General features: G+C 39.6%; 26 protein-coding genes. 1 reads left to right on the forward strand and 25 read right to left on the reverse strand.

Translation table 11 applies throughout. The features are described from left to right. Positions 1-250: 250 nt before the first annotated feature. From ACQKIC_RS14670 to ACQKIC_RS14735, 14 genes are all read right to left on the reverse strand, one after another. Positions 251-1024 (reverse strand): CheR family methyltransferase, encoded by a 774-nt coding sequence (locus tag ACQKIC_RS14670; RefSeq protein ID WP_427591740.1) that lies wholly within the window; start codon positions 1022-1024, stop codon positions 251-253. 182 nt (positions 1025-1206) lie between these two features. After that, complete coding sequence (ndk, locus tag ACQKIC_RS14675; protein WP_402869169.1) at positions 1207-1653, reverse strand: nucleoside-diphosphate kinase; 447 nt, start codon at positions 1651-1653, stop codon at positions 1207-1209. Between the two features lie 96 nt (positions 1654-1749). Beyond that, a complete protein-coding gene (hepT, locus tag ACQKIC_RS14680) occupies positions 1750-2712 on the reverse strand; it encodes a heptaprenyl diphosphate synthase component II (RefSeq protein ID WP_402956690.1) in 963 nt (320 codons plus the stop codon). Positions 2713-2740: 28 nt separating this feature from the next. Beyond that, on the reverse strand, positions 2741-3457 hold the full coding sequence (locus ACQKIC_RS14685) for a demethylmenaquinone methyltransferase (protein ID WP_402869172.1): 717 nt from the start codon (positions 3455-3457) through the stop codon (positions 2741-2743). A 3-nt stretch (positions 3458-3460) separates the two neighbouring features. Further along, the gene (locus ACQKIC_RS14690; RefSeq protein ID WP_402986081.1) at positions 3461-4285 is read right to left on the reverse strand and encodes a heptaprenyl diphosphate synthase component 1; all 825 of its coding nucleotides are present in this window, start codon (positions 4283-4285) and stop codon (positions 3461-3463) included. Between the two features lie 238 nt (positions 4286-4523). Beyond that, complete coding sequence (gene mtrB / locus ACQKIC_RS14695; protein ID WP_402986084.1) at positions 4524-4769, reverse strand: trp RNA-binding attenuation protein MtrB; 246 nt, start codon at positions 4767-4769, stop codon at positions 4524-4526. 21 nt (positions 4770-4790) lie between these two features. After that, complete coding sequence (gene folE / locus ACQKIC_RS14700) at positions 4791-5357, reverse strand: GTP cyclohydrolase I FolE (protein ID WP_402869176.1); 567 nt, start codon at positions 5355-5357, stop codon at positions 4791-4793. A gap of 286 nt (positions 5358-5643) precedes the next feature. Further along, the gene (locus ACQKIC_RS14705) at positions 5644-5916 is read right to left on the reverse strand and encodes an HU family DNA-binding protein (protein WP_318683240.1); all 273 of its coding nucleotides are present in this window, start codon (positions 5914-5916) and stop codon (positions 5644-5646) included. A gap of 501 nt (positions 5917-6417) precedes the next feature. Beyond that, positions 6418-7896 carry a stage IV sporulation protein A gene (gene spoIVA, locus ACQKIC_RS14710; RefSeq protein ID WP_402869179.1) on the reverse strand — a complete coding sequence of 493 codons (1479 nt, stop codon included), beginning with the start codon at positions 7894-7896 and terminating at the stop codon, positions 6418-6420. Positions 7897-8124: 228 nt separating this feature from the next. After that, positions 8125-8847, reverse strand: coding sequence for a hypothetical protein (locus tag ACQKIC_RS14715; RefSeq protein ID WP_402869181.1), 723 nt, complete (start codon positions 8845-8847; stop codon positions 8125-8127). A 16-nt stretch (positions 8848-8863) separates the two neighbouring features. Further along, entirely contained in the window at positions 8864-9061 is a 198-nt protein-coding gene (locus tag ACQKIC_RS14720) for a DUF2768 domain-containing protein (RefSeq protein ID WP_402869182.1), read from the reverse strand. A 556-nt stretch (positions 9062-9617) separates the two neighbouring features. Then, on the reverse strand, positions 9618-10670 hold the full coding sequence (locus ACQKIC_RS14725) for an NAD(P)H-dependent glycerol-3-phosphate dehydrogenase (protein ID WP_402956684.1): 1053 nt from the start codon (positions 10668-10670) through the stop codon (positions 9618-9620). 16 nt (positions 10671-10686) lie between these two features. Further along, entirely contained in the window at positions 10687-11997 is a 1311-nt protein-coding gene (gene der, locus ACQKIC_RS14730) for a ribosome biogenesis GTPase Der (protein ID WP_402986090.1), read from the reverse strand. A 500-nt stretch (positions 11998-12497) separates the two neighbouring features. Continuing rightward, positions 12498-13118, reverse strand: a complete 621-nt coding sequence (locus tag ACQKIC_RS14735) for a YphA family membrane protein (protein WP_427591739.1) — start codon at positions 13116-13118, stop codon at positions 12498-12500. Between the two features lie 115 nt (positions 13119-13233). On the opposite strand from ACQKIC_RS14735, the gene ACQKIC_RS14740 reads away from it, so the two are divergent. Next, a complete protein-coding gene (locus ACQKIC_RS14740; protein WP_402869190.1) occupies positions 13234-13365 on the forward strand; it encodes a YpzI family protein in 132 nt (43 codons plus the stop codon). A gap of 59 nt (positions 13366-13424) precedes the next feature. On the opposite strand, the gene fni is transcribed toward ACQKIC_RS14740, so the two are convergent. The 11 genes from fni to ACQKIC_RS14795 all read right to left on the reverse strand — a co-directional run bounded on the left by fni (position 13425) and on the right by ACQKIC_RS14795 (position 23460). After that, positions 13425-14471 carry a type 2 isopentenyl-diphosphate Delta-isomerase gene (gene fni / locus ACQKIC_RS14745; protein WP_427591738.1) on the reverse strand — a complete coding sequence of 349 codons (1047 nt, stop codon included), beginning with the start codon at positions 14469-14471 and terminating at the stop codon, positions 13425-13427. 20 nt (positions 14472-14491) lie between these two features. Continuing rightward, entirely contained in the window at positions 14492-15628 is a 1137-nt protein-coding gene (gene rpsA, locus ACQKIC_RS14750; protein ID WP_402956678.1) for a 30S ribosomal protein S1, read from the reverse strand. Positions 15629-15836: 208 nt separating this feature from the next. Continuing rightward, positions 15837-16418: a lysophospholipid acyltransferase family protein gene (locus tag ACQKIC_RS14755; RefSeq protein ID WP_402869196.1), complete on the reverse strand. Its 582-nt coding sequence runs from the start codon at positions 16416-16418 to the stop codon at positions 15837-15839. Between the two features lie 2 nt (positions 16419-16420). Continuing rightward, positions 16421-17095, reverse strand: coding sequence for a (d)CMP kinase (gene cmk, locus ACQKIC_RS14760; protein WP_402869198.1), 675 nt, complete (start codon positions 17093-17095; stop codon positions 16421-16423). A gap of 193 nt (positions 17096-17288) precedes the next feature. After that, positions 17289-17474, reverse strand: coding sequence for a YpfB family protein (locus tag ACQKIC_RS14765; protein ID WP_402869200.1), 186 nt, complete (start codon positions 17472-17474; stop codon positions 17289-17291). 68 nt (positions 17475-17542) lie between these two features. After that, a complete protein-coding gene (locus tag ACQKIC_RS14770; protein ID WP_427591737.1) occupies positions 17543-18202 on the reverse strand; it encodes a flagellar brake protein in 660 nt (219 codons plus the stop codon). A gap of 187 nt (positions 18203-18389) precedes the next feature. After that, entirely contained in the window at positions 18390-19745 is a 1356-nt protein-coding gene (ypeB, locus tag ACQKIC_RS14775) for a germination protein YpeB (protein ID WP_427591736.1), read from the reverse strand. Positions 19746-19759: 14 nt separating this feature from the next. Next, positions 19760-20614 carry a spore cortex-lytic enzyme gene (gene sleB / locus ACQKIC_RS14780; protein WP_427591735.1) on the reverse strand — a complete coding sequence of 285 codons (855 nt, stop codon included), beginning with the start codon at positions 20612-20614 and terminating at the stop codon, positions 19760-19762. A gap of 121 nt (positions 20615-20735) precedes the next feature. Further along, positions 20736-21422 carry a glutamic-type intramembrane protease PrsW gene (prsW, locus tag ACQKIC_RS14785; RefSeq protein ID WP_402986105.1) on the reverse strand — a complete coding sequence of 229 codons (687 nt, stop codon included), beginning with the start codon at positions 21420-21422 and terminating at the stop codon, positions 20736-20738. A gap of 85 nt (positions 21423-21507) precedes the next feature. Then, positions 21508-22473 carry an asparaginase gene (locus tag ACQKIC_RS14790; RefSeq protein WP_402869211.1) on the reverse strand — a complete coding sequence of 322 codons (966 nt, stop codon included), beginning with the start codon at positions 22471-22473 and terminating at the stop codon, positions 21508-21510. An 18-nt stretch (positions 22474-22491) separates the two neighbouring features. Beyond that, a complete protein-coding gene (locus ACQKIC_RS14795; RefSeq protein WP_402869214.1) occupies positions 22492-23460 on the reverse strand; it encodes a YpdA family putative bacillithiol disulfide reductase in 969 nt (322 codons plus the stop codon). Positions 23461-23508 lie beyond the last annotated feature (48 nt).

The raw sequence follows: 23508 nt of genomic DNA on the forward strand, positions 1-23508 counted from the left end.
ATCAATATAACACAATTTTATGAAAAGTGGGAATACAGTTAAAGCAAAATCAATATTTCTTTATATTTCAACACTTTTCTTTTATTATTTTACATGTTCTCAAACAATTTCGATATAGTTTAATCTTTCCCAAGCTAACATTTCACCCCCATCTTCTCTCTCAGCTTACCAAAAATGGCCCTTTAGTCCAATAACGTGCATAGAAAAGAGAACTGAATGTTCCATTCAGCCCTCTATACTGTAAATCTATTTACTTTTTCTTATAAAAGAATGTGTCTATGGTTTCAAATTCATATTTTCCCGGATTAAAAATCTGTTCTGTACTCCCCACAAAAAAAACACCACCACTTTTCAAAGATGCACTGAATTTATCATATAAAAGACATTTTGCGTCTTCAGTAAAATAAATCAAGACATTTCGACAGACGACTAAGTCAAAACCCTGTTCAAATCGATCTGCAAGTAGATTATGTTTCTTAAAGGTGACTGTTCGCTTAATTTCATCTTCAACACGATAAAAATCATCTTCTTTTTTAAAGTGCTTGTTCTTTATATCATCTGGCACTTCATTCAAAGAACGCTCAGGATACACCCCTATTTTCGCCCGGGCAATTACGTTTTCATCTAAATCCGTTGCCAATATTTCAATTTGGCTTAATGGAACAAGATTCGATAAAATCATCGCAATTGTATATGGCTCTTCACCGGTTGAACAGGCAGCACTCCATATTTTTAATTTTTTTTTGCTGGCTAAGAGGGAAGGCAGGACTCTTTTCTCTAAAACTTCCCATCTCTTCGCATTCCGATAAAATTCCGAAACATTAATCGTCATTCTGTCTAAAAACTCATTTAATACTTTAGAATTGGACTGAATGTCTTTAAAATATTCCCGGAATGATCGATACCCTCTTTTCTCATACAGAGAGGTGAGACGACGTTTCATTTGCCCTTCCTTGTACAATGACAAATCAATGCCTGTCAACACTTTAATATTGCGAATAAACTCTTCATATTCTTGAGGCATTGCTGTGACTCCCCCGAACTTATTGATTTATGTCGTTCTTCTCTTTATATCGGAGTGGGCTTGGGATTCTTTAAATAATAATGCCGCTTTACGCCTTTAATTTCAATAACTGCAAAGATACAAAAAAAGCGGGTCTGTCGAATCATTCGACAGAACCCGCTTTTATATTCTTACCTACCTAATTAGTAAACCCATTCGTTAGCGATTTTAGAATACTCAACTAGTTCTTCTTCTTTGAAGAATAAACCAATTTCACGTGCAGCGCTTTCAGCTGAGTCTGATCCGTGAATGATGTTTTTGCCTACAGTAACTGCGAAGTCGCCACGAATTGTAGCTGCTGCAGCATCTTTAGGATTAGTAGCACCCATCATTTGACGAGCAGTTGCAATTACGTTTTCACCTTCCCAAACCATTGCGAAAACAGGGCCTGAAGTGATGAAGTCCACTAATTCACCGAAGAAAGGACGTTCTTTGTGCTCTCCGTAATGTTGCTCAGCTAATTCCTGAGAGATAACCATTAATTTTGCTCCAGCTAATAGGAAGCCTTTCTTTTCGAAACGAGAAACGATTTCACCGATTAAATTACGTTGAACGCCGTCAGGCTTTACCATTAAAAATGTTTTTTCCATAATTGTCACTCCTAATATGTATCATAGTTATTTGCCTTTATAAGGCAATCCTTTTAGAATACTACCATGGTTTGTCCAGTTGCGCAACTGCAAGCTTTAAAACTTCCTTTTTCCGATGTTTTTTGCTATGTCAGATAATGTCTTCCTCGCCTTTATGGCGGGAAGTCCTTTCAATTCCGAGAAAGCCTTTTCTAAATAAAGGTCACTTATCTTAGCCGCTTGTTCAATGGCACCTGAAGACTTGATAGCTGTAATGATTTTCGATAAATCTTCTTTGGACATATCTTCCCTAACCGTTTCGATTAGCTTTTTAAGCATTGGGTCTTCCATTGCAATCAAAACGGGTAAGGTGATGTTTCCCTGTATCAAATCACTGCCTGCCGGCTTACCCAATTCTTCTTCAGATGCAGTGAAGTCCAGGATATCATCTGTTATTTGATAAGACATGCCAACATAATAACCAAATCTAAATAACTTTTGATGGATTTTTTCATCAACACCGGCAGCAATCGCCCCGAGCTGGCAGCTTGAAGCTATGAGTAACGCTGTTTTTCTCTTTATCCTTCGAAGATAAATTCGCCAGTTTTGATTGAAATTGTATTTATCCTTAATTTGCTCTATTTCCCCGAGGCACAATTCGACCATGGTATCCGCGAGAATCTTATGTGCAAGCGGGGTCTCAATCACTGCCATCATTTCCAGTGCTCTTGCAAAAATGAAGTCGCCGGTATACATGGCAACACGATTGTCCCATTTCGATTTAATAGTGGCAGACCCTCTGCGTAAATCCGCATCATCTACAACATCATCATGTACGAGTGAAGCCGTGTGTATCAGTTCCAATGTCGCTGCAACATGCTTGACTACATGGATATCATAATCGCCAAACTTCGCCCCTAAAAGGACGAATACCGGGCGAATACGTTTTCCACCTGATTGCAGTAAATGTAGTGAAGCTTCCCGCAAAACCGTGGAATCCGCTATAATTGCCGCTTCTAATTCTTTTTCAATTAATTGCAAATCTGTATTCAAGAAGGAATACATCATTCTATATTTCATAAATTCCACCCAGCTTTGTCCATTGCTTTTATGCTTTATTTAAAGGCTTATATCCGAAATGTGTTGCAGCAACGCCACCAAAATGCGCTTTATAACTCACTTTTTCCATGCCTGCCTGCTTAAACATACTTTCAAGTTTTTTCATACCCGGGAAATCGCGTGCAGATTCCTGAAGCCAAGAATATTCATTATAGCTTTTAGCGAACAACTTGCCGAAAACCGGCATGATAAAACGAAAATAAAAATAATAGCCCTGTTTAAAACCTAGCATCGTTGGCTGCGAAGTATCGAGACAAACGACCATTCCCCCAGGCTTTACCACTCGGTTTAATTCTTTAAGGACTTGCATGTAATCTGGCACATTCCGAAGGCCAAAGCCAATCGTTACGTAATCAAAGCTATTATCATCAAAAGGGAGTTCCATTGCATTACCATGCATAAGAGAAACATGATCCAATTTAAGATCTTTGACTTTTTGTTCGCCAATTTTCAGCATGTTCTTACTGAAATCCAACCCTATTACTTTTCCTTCCGGTCCGACTTCATTAGCGAGCGCAATGGTCCAATCCGCCGTTCCACAGCATACATCGAGTGCATGGGCGCCCTTTGGGACTTTCATGATATCCATGGTCGCCTTTCGCCATTTTAGATGCTGCTTAAAGCTGATGAGGGAATTCATCTTGTCATAATTTCCGTATATCTTTTCAAAAACATGATGAACTTTTTGCTCTTTAGACTGTTCCATGGCTCAACCTTCTTTCACACATGAATTCGCTTGATTCTTTGTTTGCTTAAGTATCTCGCTCACTCTTTGTAAGATTTCTTCATTTTTTTTTGTTACATTCCGAGAGGAAAGTTCTACAGCTTTACTTACATCTCTTAGACATCTATCTATTTCAATCTTTACTCGTTCTTCTTTTTCTGATGAATGGACGTCATTACGCTTACCTTCATCGATGATATTTCTCATGTTATCAAAGACAATCGATTGGCCAGTAAGCAAATAGTTTGTCTTTTCAGTCTGCAGTCGATTTAAAAGAAGCAGGTCTTCCGAAATCTCCATCCAATCAGGTCGTTTATAATATTCGGCCATTTTATAAACAAGCGAGGATTCGATTGCCTTTAGAGTATTTAGAAGTGTAGGAAGATCGCTTATGCATTTTTGATAAAGAATAATTTTATTATCGTTGATTTTCTTTATCGCACTTGAAAGTACGCGGATCATCTCAATGTTTCCGATACTCGCTAGCCCCTGATAATACAGGCCGCTGTAGTAATCACCTGCAAGGACTTGTAATTGCCGATTTTTCAAAACCTGAGGCGTTTCCGGCCCATCGAATGAATTAGAGACGATTTCATGGGTATCAAGAGCAATTTGAACGAGCATGGTCGATTCAATGTATTGATTCCGCTCTTCGTTTAAAACGTCCAGATCATTAAACAAGCCCCAAAGTAATATTAATTTATTTTCATCAACTAATGGCTTTTGGATATATTTAAGTAAATAAGGATGTTGAGCCTTTGTTTCTATCGTTTGTTTTAATTGTCTTAAGTCATTCGTTATGTTTAACAATTGAGATCACCTTTGCATCCCCGAAAGATAATTTTTTCATACATATTCGTTTCTTATCTGTGTAAAATACACATTATTATACCATAAAAACAATCAGTTGAAATGAACAACGTTTATAAAATGATACATCCCTGAATGGGAAGGAGTATCTTTTATTCTTTCTAACCAACTGGATGCAGAAGTTTTCTTAAATAAATGTGTGAAATAGGTGAGGAATAACCTTTTAGGTGAGAATCATTTACTTAACGGTTGAATTCTTTTTTGACTCACTTTCCATTTCACCGTAGGGAGTGTAAATCTTTGCATGTCCTCTTATTTTTATGGCCGATGTATGCTCCGTGAATTGAGCTATCATCACTTCCCCTGAGTCAAGCTTCTCAGAATGATGAAACTTGGTATCGGTCCCTCTTGTCAACCCAATCACGTTTACGCTATCTTCAATGGCTTTAATGACTACAAAATCACTTGAGAATTTTTCGTCCATTTCTATTCTCCCCCTATATCCTTAGTCTTTAATGAATGCCAATACTTCGGCCCGAGTACGATGGTCCTTTGCAAAAGACCCTCTAACCGCTGAGGTCACTGTTTTAGACCCTGGTTTTTTCACGCCCCGCATGGTCATACACATATGTTCAGCCTCTACTACAACCATCACACCATGTGGCTCCAGCTTCTCCATAATCGCATTTGCGACGGTCGATGTTATGCGTTCTTGCAATTGTGGTCGTTTTGAAACCGCCTCGACAGCTCTGGCTAACTTACTCAAGCCTGTCACTTTTCCGTTTTTAGGGATGTAAGCGACATGGGCTTTCCCGTAAAAAGGCACTAAATGATGCTCACAAACCGAGTAAAAAGGAATATCCTTCACAAGAACGAGCTCTTCATGATCTTCACCAAAAACCGTATCGAAATATTCTTTTGGATCCTGATTCAGCCCTGAAAATATTTCTTCATACATTCTAGCCACGCGCGCTGGAGTATCTAGTAACCCTTCTCTCCCAGGATCTTCCCCAACTGCCTCAAGAAGCATCTTCACCGCTTCTTCTATTTTTGCATGGTCGACATTTGCCATTCCCTTACCCCCTATTTAAATTGAACTAATATGTATTAGAAAAAAACACAAGACAAAACGCCTGGCATTTAATGTTCTTTCACCAAAAAGCTTTTTAACCCAGTATAAAGATCAATAAATAATTCATGTACCATTCATTGCATTCATTGATACTTATTATTATATTATCTTTTCTTCAGTATTCACTGCCTTTTATAATAGCATAGATAGAAATTAAGAAGCAAAAAAAGACCGCGTATGCACGCGGCCCTTTTTGTCGGTTAAGCACCCGTATGTAATGGTAAAATTACTTCACTGCATCTTTCAGTGCTTTACCAGGTTTGAAAGCTGGCACTTTACTAGCTGCAATTTCGATTTCGTCACCAGTTTGTGGGTTACGACCTTTACGAGCCGCACGTTCACGAACTTCAAAGTTACCAAAACCGATCAATTGTACTTTATCTCCAGATTTTAGAGCTTCTAAGATTGTATCAAAAACAGCATCAACAGCTTTTGTAGCGTCTTTCTTAGAAATTTCAGTTGCTGTAACAACTTCATTAATTAATTCTGTTTTGTTCATGCCATTCACCTCCTCCCAAAAGGATCTTTATAAAAAATCATTATTACAACACGATAATAGTGATTTGATATTTAATTCAATGGGAACTTTTCCTACTGCTAACCATGTGTAACCTATCTTGAATAATTTTTCAAAAGGACACATCAGCTAAGTTAAAAATAGGTTGAAACCGCTGTTATAACGCGTTTTCTGTATGTAGATTATCACAAATCCTATTCGCTTAGCAAGGGAATTCAAAAAATAATGGGAATCTTTTCATAAAAAATTGTATAATTTATAAATTTTGTCTCCCACTAATCATCATTTCCCTTTTTTATAGAAAGTAAACTCCTAATCCCACTGAAAATCGCATAACACTAGGGTTTTTAGAGATTCCATTAAAAACTTACTAAAAAATCGTATCGATCAGATTCTTTTTACCCTTATAAGGACTGATGTAATCCTAACAATAAAAAGACCAATCCGACGAACGGAATTGGTCCCATTTAATAATATGGTTCCTTATAAAATGATCGCTATTAAACCACCACTACCTTCATTGATGATTCTTTCAAGCGTCTCCTTCAACTTATACCGAGCATTATCTGGCATCATGGCTAGTTTCACCTGAATTCCTTCTCTAACATATGAGCTTAGGCTTCGGCCAAAGATATCGGAATTCCAAATGGAGAGTGGATTATCTTCGAAATCCTGCATTAAATACCTGACTAATTCTTCACTTTGCTTCTCCGTACCAATGATCGGTGAAAACTCTGATTCGACATCTACCTTTATCATATGAATAGATGGGGCAACCGCCTTTAACCTGACCCCGAACCTGGCTCCCTGACGAATGATTTCCGGCTCATCCAAGCTCATATCGTTCAAAGATGGAGCCGCTACACCATACCCGGTTTGCTTAACCATCCTTAAAGCATCTGCTACTTGATCGTATTCGGCCTTGGCATATGCAAAGTCCTGCATAAGGGATAGGAGGTGATCCTTGCCACGTATCTCGACACCGACAATTTCCTTCAGGATATCGTCGTAGAGTTCATCTGGGGCATATAAGTCGATTTCAGCCACACCCTGCCCCATTTCTATCCCCGCGAGTGCAGCATGGTCAATAAATTCAAACTCATTGAAATGCCCGACTACCCGGTCAACATCCCTTAGACGTTTGATGTCTTTTACAGTCTCTTTGACCGCTTCCTGATAGCTTTCCCTTAACCAATGGTCTTCTCGGAGGACCATTACCCAACTCGGAAGGTTGACGTTGACTTCAAGAACCGGAAACTCATAGAGAGCTTCACGAAGCACACTGTATACATCCGATTCGCGCATCCCTTCCACACTCATCGCCAATACAGGGATATCGTACTTTTCCTGTAAAGAATCCCTCAGTGCCACCGTATTTGGATGATGGGGTTGCACGGAATTAATGACTATAATAAACGGCTTTCCAACCTCTTTCAATTCTTCGATGACCCTTTCCTCGGCCTCTAAATAATCACTGCGGGGAATTTCACCAATTGTCCCGTCTGTTGTAACCACAATCCCTAAAGTCGAGTGATCTTGGATTACCTTCCGTGTACCAATTTCTGCTGCTTCATTGAAAGGGATCGGTTCTTCGTACCATGGAGTATGAATCATACGGGGCCCATTTTCATCTTCATACCCTTTGGCCCCAGGTATTGTATACCCTACACAATCGACTAATCGAATATTCACTTCTAGACCTTCCGCTACCTGAATGGAGGCTGCCTGGTTAGGCACGAACTTAGGTTCAGTCGTCATGATTGTTCTTCCCGCTGCACTTTGCGGCAGTTCATCTTGAGCTCTTGCTCGGTCTGCTTCTGACGGTATATTCGGAATGACAACAAGCTCCATAAATTTTTTTATAAATGTGGATTTCCCTGTCCTGACAGCTCCAACTACACCTAAATATATGTCTCCACCGGTTCTTTCAGCAATATCTTTAAAAATATCTACCTTTTCCAAGGTATCCCCTCCCGAATTAGCGTTTTGGGATCACGATTATCCATTTACTCATGTTTAGGACACTATATGTCTATGATGTTGTCCGAAAAATTTATTCCGATTATTCCCGTACCCATACTCCTCCACCAACAGATTTTATATAAGGGTTTTATTTTAAAAGTAAGATAATAATGAAGATAAAGAAATAACCCTTCCCCTACAATATATTTTGTAGAAGAAGGGTTATGACTATTTTGTGAGAAATATTGGGCTTTTACTTTTTTCATCGATGGTATATGGCAGTGAATAAGCTGGAACGAATTCCGAACTATCCACAAGAAGTTCCCGAATATCTTCTCCCGTCTTGATTTTTCCATCATGCTGCTGCAGTACATCATATAAATCCGGTGTGTAATCAACATAAAGATTTCCATCCCCATCCACCACTAAATAAAGGTCCTTTTGTGAGTAGGGGCTCGTAACAGTTGGTGCTTCTTTTAGACCCATCTTTTTATAATCAAGCGTAAAGACATTTTCCGATATCCTCTCTTTATAAGGGGGATACCCGTTACTTTGCTGATATGCCTGCAACCGTAAAGAAATATCTTGAATTTTCTGGGCCATCCGGACATCCAAAAGTTTCACCGTCGGATCGTTCTCTACGTTCACTAAGACATATTGAAAAACCCCTCCCGATTCATAAGCATTATCAGGCGGTTCCGCCATATACCTTGGTGAGATTTTCGTGAACTTGATTACATACTTTTGATAAATCGGAGTGTCCGCTTCTTTCGTCACAATGGGAAGAATCCCGCCTTCGTCTTCCTTAAATTGATCAACAGCGCTTTGAACGGATTGAATTTGTTCTTTATATGGTAATTGATTTTGAACTTTTTGCTTCTGAGGATACAAACAGCCTGTCAATAATCCAGAGATGCATAATAAACATAATATTTTGAAAGAATTTCTCATCATATCTCCTCACCTATTAAGTGGTTGGGCCGCTCAGAACAACGATAAGGATGATCAAGCCGGCTAGAAGCATAAGTATGTATGCAATAATTGCTGTTAAGCCTTTCCAGATTCCTTTTAGTTTATAACGACTTCCATAAATAAGTAGGATAGAGATAACCATAAAGCCCATCGCTATAAAGGATATCCACATTTTTTGCAGAGCTGGTGTCATATCATCTTCACTCCTTTTTCCAGAAATTATTATAACATACCAAATTACGTTAAAGGTATTAAATCGTTGTCCAAACTGTTTAAATTATTGCTCAATTGGCTTTTTCGTTTAAAAATAATGTTTAAAAAGTTAAGAAAAGAATAACCAGTTTGACAAAATAACAGCCCAGCAACAACTTTTTTCATAAAGGATGCTATAGTCATTCACTTAGCCGAAAAGAGGCCAACACATGGTTTTGAATTGTTTCATAGCCCAATAGAAACAATGGCACTTCCACACTTCCAAAACCCTCTTGTGGAGTCACGATTCGAGTGATGATGAGTTCCCTTGGTTAACATTTACTGCTGACAGGGGAAAAACTTGAACATATGAAGGATATTTCTCCATAAAAAAAAGCAGAAGATAATAAGATATCTTCTGCCATTTGACTAAATCCCCCGTGCCGAGGTCAAATTACTAGTTTACTTTCGTTGCATTGTATGCTGATACCTTGTAACTCGCATCCTCAAATGCCCATTTTAATGAAATTCTTTTAACAGATTTACAGTCCATGGAATTATTTTTCCTGTCTATTATCCAATATGTTAAAAAGTTCTTCCATTTCATTGGTTTTTGAACGGTTCATCAAGAGATCAACAGCCTTCTTCACTTCTTCCCCATTAAATAACACACGATATAGGGCTTCAGTGATTGGCATGTTCACATCATACTTATGAGCTAGCTGATAGGCTGCTTTAGTCGTTCTGACGCCTTCAACGACCATACCCATATTCTCTAATACTTCTTCTAGGTTTTGCCCTTTACCAAGCAAATTTCCGGCTCTCCAGTTCCGAGAGTGCACGCTTGTACATGTCACAATCAAATCGCCGATGCCAGCTAAACCTGAAAATGTAAGGGGATTGGCACCCATTGCAACTCCTAGTCGAGAAATTTCCGCCAGTCCACGCGTAATCAAGGCAGCCTTTGCATTATCCCCATAACCCAAACCATCCGTTATTCCGGCAGCCAAAGCTATGATGTTCTTCAAGGCTCCTCCGATTTCAACACCAACCAAATCCGGGTTCGTATAGACACGGAAAGAATGATTGATAAAAAGGTCCTGAACCTTTTCTGCGGCTTTCATATTTTTAGATGATACGGCAACCGTTGTTGGATGGCGCTTACTTACCTCTTCAGCATGGCTTGGCCCAGAAAGGACCACTATATCTTTGAGCCATTCCGGCGAAGAGACTTCTTCAATCATCTCGGAAATGCGAAGTAGAGAATCTGGCTCGATACCTTTACTCACATGTACAATCGTTAACGGAATATCGTGAACCGCTTCAATTTGCCCAAGCACTTCACGATAGGCTTTAGTCGGAACAGCCAAAATAACGATTTCAATGCCACTTAAAGCCTGTTCCATAGAGGAATAGCCCTTAATCCCCAATGGCAGCTCAATGCCTGGCAAATATTTATTATTGGTATGCTCTACATTTATTTCATCAATCTGCTTCGGGTTATGTCCCCATAATCTCACTTCATGCTGGTTATCGGCTAACACCATGGCTAGAGCGGTTCCCCAGCTACCGGCACCAATAACAGCGATGCTTTCTTTTTCATTCACCATTGTACATACCGCCTTTCTATTTTCTTTGGCGTCCAAAAATCCGTATCGGCGTTCCTTCGAATCCAAAGGCATCCCGAATACGATTTTCTAAAAATCTCTCATATGAGAAATGCATTAACTCTGGATCATTAACGAATACAACGAAAGTAGGCGGCTTGATTGCCACTTGTGTCGCATAGTAAATTTTCAAACGGTTACCATTATGTGTAGGTGTTGGATTCATGGCCACTGCATCCATAACCACTTCATTCAGGATATTTGTTTGAACGCGTATAGCATGGTTTTCGCTAGCTCGATCAATGACCGGCAACAATGTATGCGTGCGTTTCTTAGTTAGGGCAGATAGATAAATAATCGGAGCGTAATCAAGGAATTGGAAATTATCCCGGATTTTTTCTTCAAATTCCTTCATCGTCTTTTCGTCTTTCTCGATGGCATCCCATTTATTGACCACGATGATAACCGCTCTACCCGCTTCATCAGCATATCCAGCAATTTTCTTGTCCTGTTCGCGGATGCCTTCCTCCGCATTCAGAACGACAAGAACAACATCAGAGCGTTCAATTGCTCTTAAAGCACGAAGAACACTATATTTCTCTGTGCTTTCATACACTTTCCCTTTTTTCCTCATACCTGCCGTATCAATGATGACATACTCTTTGCCATTGAATTTGTACGGTGAATCAATTGCATCACGTGTCGTACCTTCGATATCACTTACGATAACACGTTCTTCCCCCAATAAAGCATTCACTAGGGATGATTTACCGACATTTGGGCGTCCGATCAGACTGAATTTGATTACGTCGTCAGCATAATCCTGGCCACCGTATTTAGGGAAATGTTTAGCGGCTTCATCCAACAGATCACCAAGCCCCAGTCCATGTGAACCTGAAATTGGGAATGGTTCGCCAAAACCTAGAGCATAGAAATCATAAATTTGATCTCTCATTTCTGGGTTGTCCACTTTATTGACAGCAAGAACGACTGGCTTTTTCGATCTATAGAGGATTTTAGCAACCTCTTCATCTGCTGGAGTTACACCTTCACGTCCATTCGTCATGAAGATGATAACATCTGCTTCATCAATGGCGATTTCAGCCTGCGAACGAATTTGTTCCAGGAATGGCTCATCACCGATGTCGATTCCACCTGTATCAATGATATTAAAGTCATGAGTTAACCATTCACCTGAACTATAAATCCTGTCTCTTGTTACTCCTGGAACGTCCTCAACGATTGAAACACGTTCTCCCACTATTCTATTAAAGATTGTTGATTTACCAACGTTTGGCCGACCAACTATCGCAATTACCGGTTTTGGCATTGCTATTCACCCTTTCTGCTACTATATCTCTGTCAAAGTCACGAAATTCATGAATGCATTCTTTTAATATTTCATCTGCACTGTGATTTTCATTAATTCCTTTTTAAGGAAAAGGCTGTATGGATCATCATATAAAGGAAACTTCCATCAGTACAAGAAAATACCTATACTGTTGGCAAGTTAAACGTATCAAGTATATACAGGCATGAGTCCGCCTATCCCCTTGTTCCTAAGAGAACATATGGCAAATCCGCTGCTTGCTAAACATGATTAAAAACAGCCAAGAAAAAATGAAGACAGCCAAAAAACACCTTCGGCAACAGCTTCCATTTAATATAATTAGAGCACTTTACGATTTATCTACAGACCTCTAACTATCCTATAGTACCAAATTTCTCACTAATCAACAATGATTGTATGCATAAAAGCCCATTCTCCTACAATATTCCCCGCAAAAACTCCTTATGAAAAGTATTATATTAAACAAATTTTTATCCTATCTATTGGGTAAAGTTCTCCTTCCTTTCCTCCGACAATACCCTTGCTTGTGATGATGCAAAAATATATCCACATAAGACCTCGAGCAATCGCCAAAGAGCATTGGCCGTCAATACCATGACTACATTATCATGCCATGCATAAGATAGCGCCACGTAAGTCATCGAATGGAAATGAAGGAGGCCTGAATACACAAGATCGCCCAGCGTCATTCCTAACAACAGTACCGACATGCGCGATTTCCAGTCTTTAAACAGTAAGAGAATCAAATAATTCAGGAAAATGCAAAGAAGATAGGGCGCCTTGATAAATAGCCAAATGGGATCTAGTAAAGAGAACAACTGAAAACTTGCATAGGCCAGAGTGACAATCAAACTTCCTATAACAAGCTCTATTGTTTTCAAGGGAGATCGCTTTCTTATGTATACACACAGAATAAGAAAAAGATATAGCCCACTAATATGCATAGTAAAGGAGGATACCTCAAGGGTATATCCCACAAGGACCATGATAGCTAACAGATGGAAAAGGAAATCGAATCGATAGGCAACGGTTTTAGGAATAAAAAACATGACACATACCCACACTATCCATGAAACCCAATAAAAAAATATTCCATCCATAATAGCTTCTCCCCTTTTTAAGAAACATTATGGGTTATTTATGGTAAGAATAAACATGGCGATTTTTTTGATAAGTTACTAAATGCATGCCTGACAATAAAGGAGGTGTAATCTCGTGGGCAAAGACCGCCAAGAAAAGAAATTAAGGGAAAGCAAACGTTTGGAATCGGATCGGGACCAGTCCCTCGATAAAAAAGGGGCAACCAAGCTGGAAAGTCCTGAAGATGCAAGAAATAGAAACCATTGACCACTAAAAAAAGAGCACCTCTATTGTCATGATAACAATAGATGGTGCTTCTTTTATTGTCATTTTGCATAGGAAGTGCAGTCTATCCCTCTTTGAGTCAACCAGTGATAGGTATCACCGGAGATCACGACCTTTGCCTTTCTAAGCTCGGAAATATTAATAGCACCAAGTGCCGTCATAATAATCTTAAAATCGTCATGTATGTAATTTATTTTCCTAATTAGCTGCTCTAAACCGCTTTCTTTGTGCACCTTCAAGAAATGGCCAGCTATCCCTATTCCTCTTGCTCCTAAAGCTAAGCTTTTAGCAATCTCTAAAGGATTCTGAATACCGCCTGAACCCACGACTGACAATGCGGGTGAAACATTTACCGCTTCTACTATGGAAGCAGCAGTGGGAATACCCCATTCATTAAAATATCCGAGTATTTTGGAGCGTCTTTCATTTTCAATCCTAGCAAAATTCGTTCCACCGAAACCGCCCACATCTATTATGGAAACTCCAACAGAATGCAATTGCTCTACGGTTTCCTTACTCATGCCAAACCCTACTTCTTTTATTATGAGTGGAACTCCTAAATTTTTATTGATTTCTTCTATCCTAGACAGTATACCTGCAAAATCCCTATCTCCTTCAGGCATGGTCAACTCTTGAATGGCATTGATATGAATCTGGAATGCATCAGCCTCAATCATATCGCTCGCTCGCTTTGCTTGTTCAACAGTGGCTTCACCACCAAGATTTCCAATTAGGATTCCATTAGGATTCTCTTGTCTTACCACTTTATATGAAGCTTCCTGACTGGGATCTTTAATGGCTCCCATTTGTGAACCGACTGCCATGGCCATTCCAGTTTCCCTGGCAGCAATGGCCAGTTCCCTATTGATTTTTTCAGTTTCCAGTCCACCGCCGCCGGTCATGGCATTTATGAAAATTGGCGAACTTAATGTAAGTCCGCCAATTTCCGCCGTAATATCCACATTATCCAATGAAATCCCAGGTAAGCTTTGGTGAACAAACGAAACATCTTCAAACCCGGATTTACGTTGCTGGCCTGTTTTCAATGCAATGTTTATATGGTCTAATTTTCGTTGTGCTCTCTCCAAGGCTCTCTCCAATTATTATCTTATTTTAGTTTTTTTAATTGATCGCCAATCATTTCACCAAGCTGGAACCCTTTTGTTTCAGCCGGAATTTCATAATCCGACGAGTAATTAGATTGTGGATCTTCCAGTTCTTTGATGCTTAATGATAACCGTTGATCCGCTTCATTGACGTCCAAAATCTTCACTTTGACCGACTGACCCTCTTGCAGGACTTCCTGCGGTGTTGCTATATGTTTGTGAGATATCTGTGAAATATGGACCAATCCTTCCACTCCGGGAAAGATTTCAACAAAGGCACCGAAGGAAACAAGACGTTTAACTACACCTTCTTGTATCGATCCTTTTGCTGCTTTATCAGCGATATCCACCCATGGACCAGGAAGGGTATCCTTTATGGATAAAGAAATTCTCTCGTTATCACGGTCAATCGAAAGAACTTTCACCTGTACTTTATCGCCTTCAGTCACGACATCTGACGCTTTATCGACATGTTGGTGAGACAGTTGAGAAATATGAACAAGTCCGTCTACGCCACCAATATCAACAAAAGCTCCGAAATCGGTTATTCTTTGTACAGTTCCCTCAATCACTTGGCCACTTTCAATTCCATCAAGAACACTAGCTTTCTGCTTTTCCTTTTGCTCCTGTACAACTGCCCGATGGGAAAGAATCAAACGGTTCTTATCCTTCTCAAGTTCGACAATCTTGAATGTTAAAGTTCGGTTTTTGTAATCAGAAAAGTCCTCAACAAAGTAGTCTTCTACTAAAGAAGCTGGAACAAAACCACGTACGCCTAGATCTACAACAAGTCCGCCTTTGACAACATCTTTGATTTCTGCTTCAAATACGACTCCATTTTCAAATCTTTCTTCTAGGTCATCCCACGCTTTAAGAGCATCAATTTTACGTTTTGATAGAATAAGAGCTTCTTCTTCCACTTTGATAACTTCAAGCTCTAAGATGTCTCCTTCTGAAACGGCATCAGATGCTTTTTCGACATGCAGGCTTGACAACTCGCTGATAGGAATGATCCCACCGGACTTGCTGTTTTCCACATCGACAATGACCTGTTTTTCTTCTACCTTTGAAACGGTTGCTTTAACTTGATCCCCAACATTGTAATTGTTCACTTCTACTTGATTCATATCTTCTGTCATTACTAACTCCTCCTTAACCCATGACTGATCAGCAAATTCATCGGCCATATATTTTATTTAAAGTGATTGGATAAAACCACTTTTTATAAAGATAAACCAGCCTCTTTTTAGGGTAAAAAGGTCAAATTACCTTTTTTATTCCTTTAAAGGAATATTACCCCTAATTTATAAATTCTAACAAAATCAGTGAATTGTCAAGCGGAAAGGATTATTTATGTTCAGAAATCAATTTTCCGATATGCGCCATAACGATCTTGGTCGCTTCATCAGCTGAAATCCTTTTCTCCCGATATTCTGTAAAGTCAATTGGTGGGCCGTAAACGACCTTTAGAGGGCGCAATAATTTATATGGTCCAATTATCGCACAAGGAATTATCACAGCTTCGGATCGCAATGCGAAAAAACCGGCTCCTGCCAATCCTTCTTGCAATTCACCCGTTTTGCTTCTGGTACCTTCAGGAAATAGCCCAAGTACTTTGCCTTCTTTTAAAAGCTTCAGCCCTTTTCTAAGTGATTCCCGATCGCTATTTCCCCGCTTTACGGGAAAAGCGTTTACCCTAGGTAATATACCCTTTAATATAGGTGCATGAAACAACTCTTCCTTCGCCATGAAGTGAATATCCCTTGGAGACGTCATTCCGACGACGGGCGGGTCCAAATTATCAATGTGATTGGCACAAATCAGCACCCCTCCCTCTTTAGGTATATTTTCCTTCCCTAACGTTTTAACCCTATAAGCAGGCATTAAAACGCCTTTTACGACGTTTTTACCAAAAGTATAAAAATCCAAGGTCATCTTTTCCTTTCTTCTATCAATGACATGATACTTTCTGCCACTTCTTGGATGGATAGCGAAGTCGTGTCAATCTCGACAGCATCCTCTGCCTTTTTCAAAGGGGAAACTTCTCTCTCGGAGTCGAGCTTGTCCCTAGTTGCAATTTCTTCTTTTAAGATCTCAATATCAGAAGGGAATCCTTTTAGTAGATTTTCCTGATGTCTTCGCTGAGCCCTTTCATCCACAGAGGCAATTAGGAATACCTTAACCTCGGCATTCGGCAGTACATGGGTACCTATATCTCTGCCGTCCATGACCACTCCGCCATTTTCACCAAACATTTGCTGCCTTCTAACCATTTCTTCCCGAATGCTTCTGTGCTTTGCCACTTCTGAGACAGACCCGGTCACTTCATTGTTTCTAATTTGAGCGGTAACATCCTCATTATCCACAAACACCAATTGTCCCGCTTCACTCGGTCTTAAAGATATATCGGTATCGATCAACATATTGAATAAAGCGTTCTCATCATTCAGGGCAACCCCGTGATTCAACGCTTTATAAGTTAATGACCGGTACATCGCACCTGTATCTACATATATGTAATTGAACTTTTCTGCAACAATTTTTGCAACCGTACTTTTTCCAGCAGCAGCTGGTCCATCGATTGCAACTGATAATTTTTTTGTCATAAATCCTCCCAAGAATCCTACGATCATGATGATAGTTTACTACCCCTTCATTTTATCACAATTAGCGAGAAAAAGATTAATAAAAGGGCGTGTCAATTGAAAATCACGTCTGTTTAAAACACCTTATCGGTATTTATCCGAGATTCCTTGCTAAAGGCGTGTTCATCTAGAAAAAGGCGGGAATCCCGCGCTTTTATTTTGATGTCCCATTAAAGGTTTCAATAATTTTAGTATAGTTATTTGTATTGACCCCTTCATACTTTGAAAGCTTTGTCAGCTCAAAGATGCGATCTTCCTTACTTAGAAGAAGTTGAAAAAAAAGCAAACAGATTAGTTGGATGATTATCACTTTAATTAAAAGCCTTTCAATTGTTTTCATGAACTGTCCCTTCCAAACTAGGTAATACAATCAGTATGGAAAGAAATCCGACTTCTCATTCACCTCAATTACATATACAGACCTTTTTTCTTCAAGTCCACTTGCTTTTCAAAAATGAACCTCATCAATGTTTGAACCTCATTTCTTGGAGGGTCTATAAATTGAATATGAAGTAACCTATTGCCATGGTCCTTCTCCGTCACCCTTATCACTTTACTTTTCAACCGCAAGTATTGAATTTCCCCTGACTTTAATGTAAGGGCCATCCATAGATATAGTTCTGAGACAGATCCGATATCCACCCCTTTTAAAACCCTGATTGAAGCCCCACCCGCACTGATGTCCTCGGTCAGGGATCGGAATGGGGAAAACTCATACTGTATGGGATGCAATGCGATATCCACCGTTACATCAAGACGGACATACTGTCTCCTCTGAATTTTCACAAACGTCTCTACTTCGGGTACCATTAGTTGAATCATCGGGATTTGCCCTTTCACTTTGCCCAATACCTCGGAATCAAAAATATAAACGGCTTGTTCCTCATCCGTAAAGGAAATGTTCAGTTGAGTTCCATCCACTAGAAATACAACTTTTCCCGTCTCGATATTTATGGGGTAGTCTACGTAAACGCAACCAGATTCCATTTCTACGACCATACATTTAAACTTTTCCTTTTGGGAAGAGTATTTTTGCTCTAGCGTCAGCATATCACCTATTTTAAACATTGTGTCTACACGTCCTTCGTTATTCTTAAAAAGGATCACCACTGAAGGAATTAATGAAATTAACCCCTTAATTTATTCCACATAATCCATAAAAAGTTTATTTGTATTATGTCATGGAAATGGAAAAAGGAAAAGTACCTAGGCACTTTTCCCTATATTTATTTTAGATATTAGTGTGGATGTTATATTAGATTAACTTTTCATAAACAGGTTCTGCATTTTTCAATTTTTCTACCTTTTCTTCCCTGCCGTTGTCAGCATTAATGAAAATTCGGTAGGTATCTTCCTTAATCGTTCCAAGAAACTCGTAACAAAGTACCTCTTCACCTATGTCATTTATAATTAATGCCTTTCCCTGCTCCATGATTTTGACGTTCGGATTAATTTTTTCTTTCGCTTCTTTTTCTGTAATTGTGGCGTCACCAATATCCCTAATCTTATTTGCTTTTAAATATTCTTCTGCAGAAAATCCGATGATGGATCCATCGTCCAAAGCCACTTTTACCTTGACCGAGTCTGGGTAAACCCTTATTCCATTGACAGAAGATACAAAATTAAACAGACCTATGTGACCATATTGCACACTTTCAAACAACTCAAGCGATCTAAAGTCATGTTTCTTAAGAAAAGCGGATGCTTTACCGTAAGCTTGATTTAAATCAATATTCGTTTTTTGCACCTCCCGATTATTGATATACCAGATGGGATAACCACCCTTTTTGGTCATATCCATATTCACCTCGGTATCCTTTTCCTTATCCAGGATACTTATGCTATAAAATCCATAATCAGAGCCTTTTCCGTTTTCTTCAACATTTACTTTTACATTTTCACTTTGATTATTTGAATACGCTCGCGCGGCCGTGACAGCCTCTTTTTTCGTCAATGCTTTCCCGTTTAAATTTTGATAATTTTTGTCCTTCTGCTCTGCAGAGATATATGTTGGATTCATTTCATTCGTTTCACCATATCCTGCGACTTTTTTCTCTACCGTTTTAAACCCATCAATGATTGTATTATCATTATTCTCTTTACCCGTCGCTAGCGCTAACTCGACATCCATCCATCTTAAATTATTTTTAAGTACAAGATATTGCACTTTTCTTAACTCACCTTGAATATCTCCAGCTTGAGTATACAAAGAATTTAAATTCGCGTATTCTTTATCGCTCAGCGGCTGCTTTTCCAAATCACGAACCGCCGTTCGGTAACTGAAGTCTGCGATTTTCGATAAAAGTTCTTCTGTCTTATTAAAAGGAAGTAAGGTCAGTGGCAGCTGCCCAACATCACTCTGTGCCTCAGAAGTGATTCGCCAAACGTCGGTAAGGGCTGGACTTAAAGAATGTTGTGAATTCATGGCGAGCGTACTCCCAATTTTGTCATGTAATAGGTCCACCTGATAGCTTAAATCATGAAAGGCCCGCTGATACGTGTTTTCGGCATTAATTAATACAGCATTTTTTTCTTTATGTTCTTGGTATCCCCAAAAGGCAGTTCCTCCAACGACTAAAACAAGCAGGACAATTACTATATTCCTAACCATAATTCATCACCTCTTTACTTACAGAAAATATGCTTTCCGATTTTTTTAATTTGTGGTCTGGACCAAATCCACTTGCTTGTTGCTGTTTCAGGATTGAAATAATATTCCGCATTACCGCTTGGGTCCCAACCGTTAATCGCATCCAAGACCGCTTCTTTCGCCCTTTCGTTCGGAGTCAACCAAATTTGCCCATCCGCAACTGCCGTGAACGCACGAGGCTCAAAAATCACGCCTGAAACGGTATTTGGGAACGAAGCGCTCTCCACCCTATTGAGGATCACTGCGGCCACTGCAACCTGCCCTGTATATGGTTCGCCTCTGGATTCCCCATATACGGCATTTGCCATCAGTTGGATATCATTCTGTGAATATCCTCCTGGAAGGTTCGCAGATGTAGCGGTACCTGTAGTCTTATTATCCGATGTAGAGTCATTCGCCTTACTTGTTGAGGCATTCTCTTTATCTTTAACTTTTACTTGCTTATCAATGTCGACTCCCCCGTAATAGGTAAACTCATTTCCTTTATTGATCTGGTCATGGACAAATTCCTTATTGAAATTAGATGCATCTGAAAGTTTCTTTTTTGTCGTTGACCCTGCAAGACCGTCGATTGGCAGGCCGAAGTCTTCTTGGAAATTACGTAGTGCCCAATAAGTTCCCCAGCCATATGCCCCATCGATTTTCCCTTGATAATAACCAATGTTTTGTAAGCGTGCCTGTAATTCAATTACATCATCGCCAACAGCGCCCCTTTGAATAACTTGACTCGAAAAGGCATTTGTTCTTGTTTCCGGGAAAATTCCGAAACAAATCGTTATGCATGAAAGTAGCAAGAGCCATTTCCACGTTGACGAAATTCCTTTCATCAAAAACACTCCTCTTTACTTGAATTAACGTTATTCTATTTTCTTCTTAACCCGCGCTTTTATTCCAAGGCAATAAAAAACGGAGTGGGCAAATTATGCCAACACTCCGAAATAAGAAATAATATTATTTACTTAGATAATGATTTTGAGAAATCTTTTCTGCATGAAACTTTGACAATAAACGGGCTTTTTTCACTTTTTTCATTCCCAGCCACCATAGGTAAACCATAAAGGGCATGATTAAATGTATCCAGAACTTCTGGGAAATTAAAATATAATCATAGATGCCATGTAACAAAATCGGGATAATCAATGCCAGGAATACGTACAACCTATTATTATCAGCGGAAAATTTTGCTTTACCCAAATAATACCCCATGATTACGCCGAACAAGGCATGGCTCGATACCGGCAGGATCGCTCTACTGAAAGCATGCTCCACACCATTCGCTAGCAGGTACAAAATGTTTTCCATTGTTGCGAAGCCAAGGGAAACCCCTGCCCCATAAACGATCCCATCATATGGTTCATCGAAGGCAATATGCTGATAAATGACGTAGATAAGTATGAACCACTTAAAAAATTCTTCAAGCAAGGCTGCCCATAAAAATGCATTGGCGAGATTAGTATCTAAAATGTGTTCCGTTTCGAGCACATATTGTATAAACATAATTGGTAGAACAAGGAATACACCGAATAGAAAAGTTTTGATGACCACCGAAATGGGTTCGGTATCATATTGATCTTTCAAATAAAAGTAGCTGAGTAACGCCAACCCTGGCGCAATAGCCGCTGACAAAATGACCAGCATGGCCGACCTCTTTTCTTTTCCTTAATCGTACCATGGAATGGAGAAAATAAAATCCTGTAATTAGTCTTCCTGTTTTTTTACTTGGTCAATATTTAAAGTGCTTTCCGTCAATAGCTGCTTCACTCGCCAGAATGATTGCTAATTTAATACGCGCTTTTTTACTGTCATAATCCGCGCCTAGAATCACTCCTCTATGCTTTAAGTCTGCAGCACTACCTACATAGTCATATGCGGGGTACACCTTCCCCTCCTCGGCAGCTGTAGTCATGACGATGGTAACCCCTTTATCGATTGCATCTTGGATGGCAGGCACCATGTGCGGGGTTACTTGACCTCTACCAACCCCCTCGAGTACGATTCCTTTGGCATCATGTTCGACAGAAGCCTTAATATAAATACCATCGGCGCCGGTGTGGCATTTGATGATATCAACTCTCGGTATATTACGTTGAATCTCAAAACTCTCCCTGTATAATGGTTTTTGATAGATGCTAACGACTTCGTTATCAATAATCCCCAAGTACCCATACCCATAGGATTCGAATCCTTGTAAATTGGAAGCATGTACTTTCTTAACATACTTTGCCGAATATATCCTTTCGTTAAAAACTACGACTACCCCTACATTTTCAAGAAGAGGGCTCGCAGCAGTTAAGATAGAGTTTCTTAAATTGGAATACACATCTGTTCCAACTTCTTGCGGAGACCGTTGCGAACCTGTCACCACAATCGGGCGATTGTCATTAATTGTGAGATCCAAGAAGAAAGCCGTTTCCTCTAATGTATCCGTACCATGGGTCACAACTATTCCAGCCACATCCGGATCTTTCAATTCTTCTTGAATTGCTTGTTTAAGTTCATCCATTCTATTTAAATCCATGGACATGCTCGGTATTTGAAAAAGATCAACCAGTTTAACTTCAATTTCCTTTGGTAGCTCGCAAAGGGATGCCAACTCTTTTCCACTCAAAGCGCCTGATGATAACATGCCGCCCGTGGTTTCTTTACTTGCAATCGTTCCACCTGTCGTGATTAATGATATTTTCTGCATTGTTACCCAGCTCCTTATTTACATATCCTTTGAAGCTAAATGTTGAGCAATTAATCCGCCGTGGAACCTGCCATTTTCAATGAAAATTTCATTGGCATTATTTCCTGCTGCCAGGACACCCGCGATATAAAGGCCTTCAACATTTGTCTCCATCGTCTTCTCATCATAAGTAGGTCTTCCTGTTTCTTGATCGATCGAAATGCCCATTGCTGCTAAAAATGAATGATCGGGGTGGTAACCCGTCATGGCAAATACAAAATCGTTTTTAATTACCTTTTGCACGTCACCAACATGATAAGCCACACTATCTTCAGTAATCTTATCTACAGTGGCGTTAAATTCCATCACGACTTTACCATTACGGACCAATGACTCGAACTCAGGAAGAATCCATGGTTTAATACTTGTAGAAAATTCGGATCCTCTATAAAGGACTGTAACCCTTGCCCCGGCCTTGACCAATTCCAGTGCTGCATCCACACTTGAGTTTTTACCACCAATGACAGTAACGTCACAGTTAAAGTAAGGATGTCCCTCCTTGAAATAATGGAACACTTTAGGAAGCTCTTCGCCCGGAATGCACATATAATTAGGATGATCATAATAACCTGTAGCTACGATGACACGTGACGCCGTATAATTACCTTTAGATGTTTTAACGAAAAAGCGTCCGTCATCCTGTTTTCTCACTTCTTCAACCTTCTCGAACTTATGTACCCGTAATTCTTTTCTCCTGACAACTTCCCTATAGTAGGCCAGTGCCTGATTTCGCACGGGTTTCCGATTTTCGGTAATGAATGCCGTATCCCCTATTTCTAACTTTTCACTGGAACTGAAAAAGGTCTGATGGGTAGGATATCGATAAATGGAATCGACTACGTTTCCTTTTTCTATAACAAGGGCCTGAATTCCCTCTTCTTTTAGAGCAATAGCAGCTGACAGTCCACATGGGCCCCCACCGATTATAATTACTTCTTCTTCATTCATTTTACACGCACTGCCTTTCCAACAATAATATTAAGTTATATTCTTCTC

This window comes from Peribacillus sp. NPDC046944, assembly GCF_050272735.1.
In the GTDB taxonomy this organism is placed as follows: Bacteria; Bacillota; Bacilli; order Bacillales; family DSM-1321; genus Peribacillus.

What these genes read in the sequence shown, in the direction of transcription:
- ACQKIC_RS14715 (WP_402869181.1), bottom strand. Translation starts at nt 8,847, where the DNA reads ATGAGAAATTCTTTCAAAATATTATGTTTATTATGCATCTCTGGATTA.
- prsW (WP_402986105.1), bottom strand. Translation starts at nt 21,422, where the DNA reads ATGCTGGTCATTTTGTCAGCGGCTATTGCGCCAGGGTTGGCGTTACTC.
- ACQKIC_RS14725 (WP_402956684.1), bottom strand. Translation starts at nt 10,670, where the DNA reads ATGGTGAATGAAAAAGAAAGCATCGCTGTTATTGGTGCCGGTAGCTGG.
- ndk (WP_402869169.1), bottom strand. Translation starts at nt 1,653, where the DNA reads ATGGAAAAAACATTTTTAATGGTAAAGCCTGACGGCGTTCAACGTAAT.
- ACQKIC_RS14770 (WP_427591737.1), bottom strand. Translation starts at nt 18,202, where the DNA reads ATGTTTAAAATAGGTGATATGCTGACGCTAGAGCAAAAATACTCTTCC.
- ACQKIC_RS14795 (WP_402869214.1), bottom strand. Translation starts at nt 23,460, where the DNA reads ATGAATGAAGAAGAAGTAATTATAATCGGTGGGGGCCCATGTGGACTG.
- ACQKIC_RS14735 (WP_427591739.1), bottom strand. Translation starts at nt 13,118, where the DNA reads ATGGATGGAATATTTTTTTATTGGGTTTCATGGATAGTGTGGGTATGT.
- ACQKIC_RS14790 (WP_402869211.1), bottom strand. Translation starts at nt 22,473, where the DNA reads ATGCAGAAAATATCATTAATCACGACAGGTGGAACGATTGCAAGTAAA.
- ACQKIC_RS14685 (WP_402869172.1), bottom strand. Translation starts at nt 3,457, where the DNA reads ATGGAACAGTCTAAAGAGCAAAAAGTTCATCATGTTTTTGAAAAGATA.
- ACQKIC_RS14705 (WP_318683240.1), bottom strand. Translation starts at nt 5,916, where the DNA reads ATGAACAAAACAGAATTAATTAATGAAGTTGTTACAGCAACTGAAATT.
- hepT (WP_402956690.1), bottom strand. Translation starts at nt 2,712, where the DNA reads ATGAAATATAGAATGATGTATTCCTTCTTGAATACAGATTTGCAATTA.
- ACQKIC_RS14720 (WP_402869182.1), bottom strand. Translation starts at nt 9,061, where the DNA reads ATGACACCAGCTCTGCAAAAAATGTGGATATCCTTTATAGCGATGGGC.
- ACQKIC_RS14670 (WP_427591740.1), bottom strand. Translation starts at nt 1,024, where the DNA reads ATGCCTCAAGAATATGAAGAGTTTATTCGCAATATTAAAGTGTTGACA.
- ypeB (WP_427591736.1), bottom strand. Translation starts at nt 19,745, where the DNA reads ATGGTTAGGAATATAGTAATTGTCCTGCTTGTTTTAGTCGTTGGAGGA.
- der (WP_402986090.1), bottom strand. Translation starts at nt 11,997, where the DNA reads ATGCCAAAACCGGTAATTGCGATAGTTGGTCGGCCAAACGTTGGTAAA.
- rpsA (WP_402956678.1), bottom strand. Translation starts at nt 15,628, where the DNA reads ATGACAGAAGATATGAATCAAGTAGAAGTGAACAATTACAATGTTGGG.
- folE (WP_402869176.1), bottom strand. Translation starts at nt 5,357, where the DNA reads ATGGCAAATGTCGACCATGCAAAAATAGAAGAAGCGGTGAAGATGCTT.
- cmk (WP_402869198.1), bottom strand. Translation starts at nt 17,095, where the DNA reads ATGACAAAAAAATTATCAGTTGCAATCGATGGACCAGCTGCTGCTGGA.
- ACQKIC_RS14765 (WP_402869200.1), bottom strand. Translation starts at nt 17,474, where the DNA reads ATGAAAACAATTGAAAGGCTTTTAATTAAAGTGATAATCATCCAACTA.
- mtrB (WP_402986084.1), bottom strand. Translation starts at nt 4,769, where the DNA reads ATGGACGAAAAATTCTCAAGTGATTTTGTAGTCATTAAAGCCATTGAA.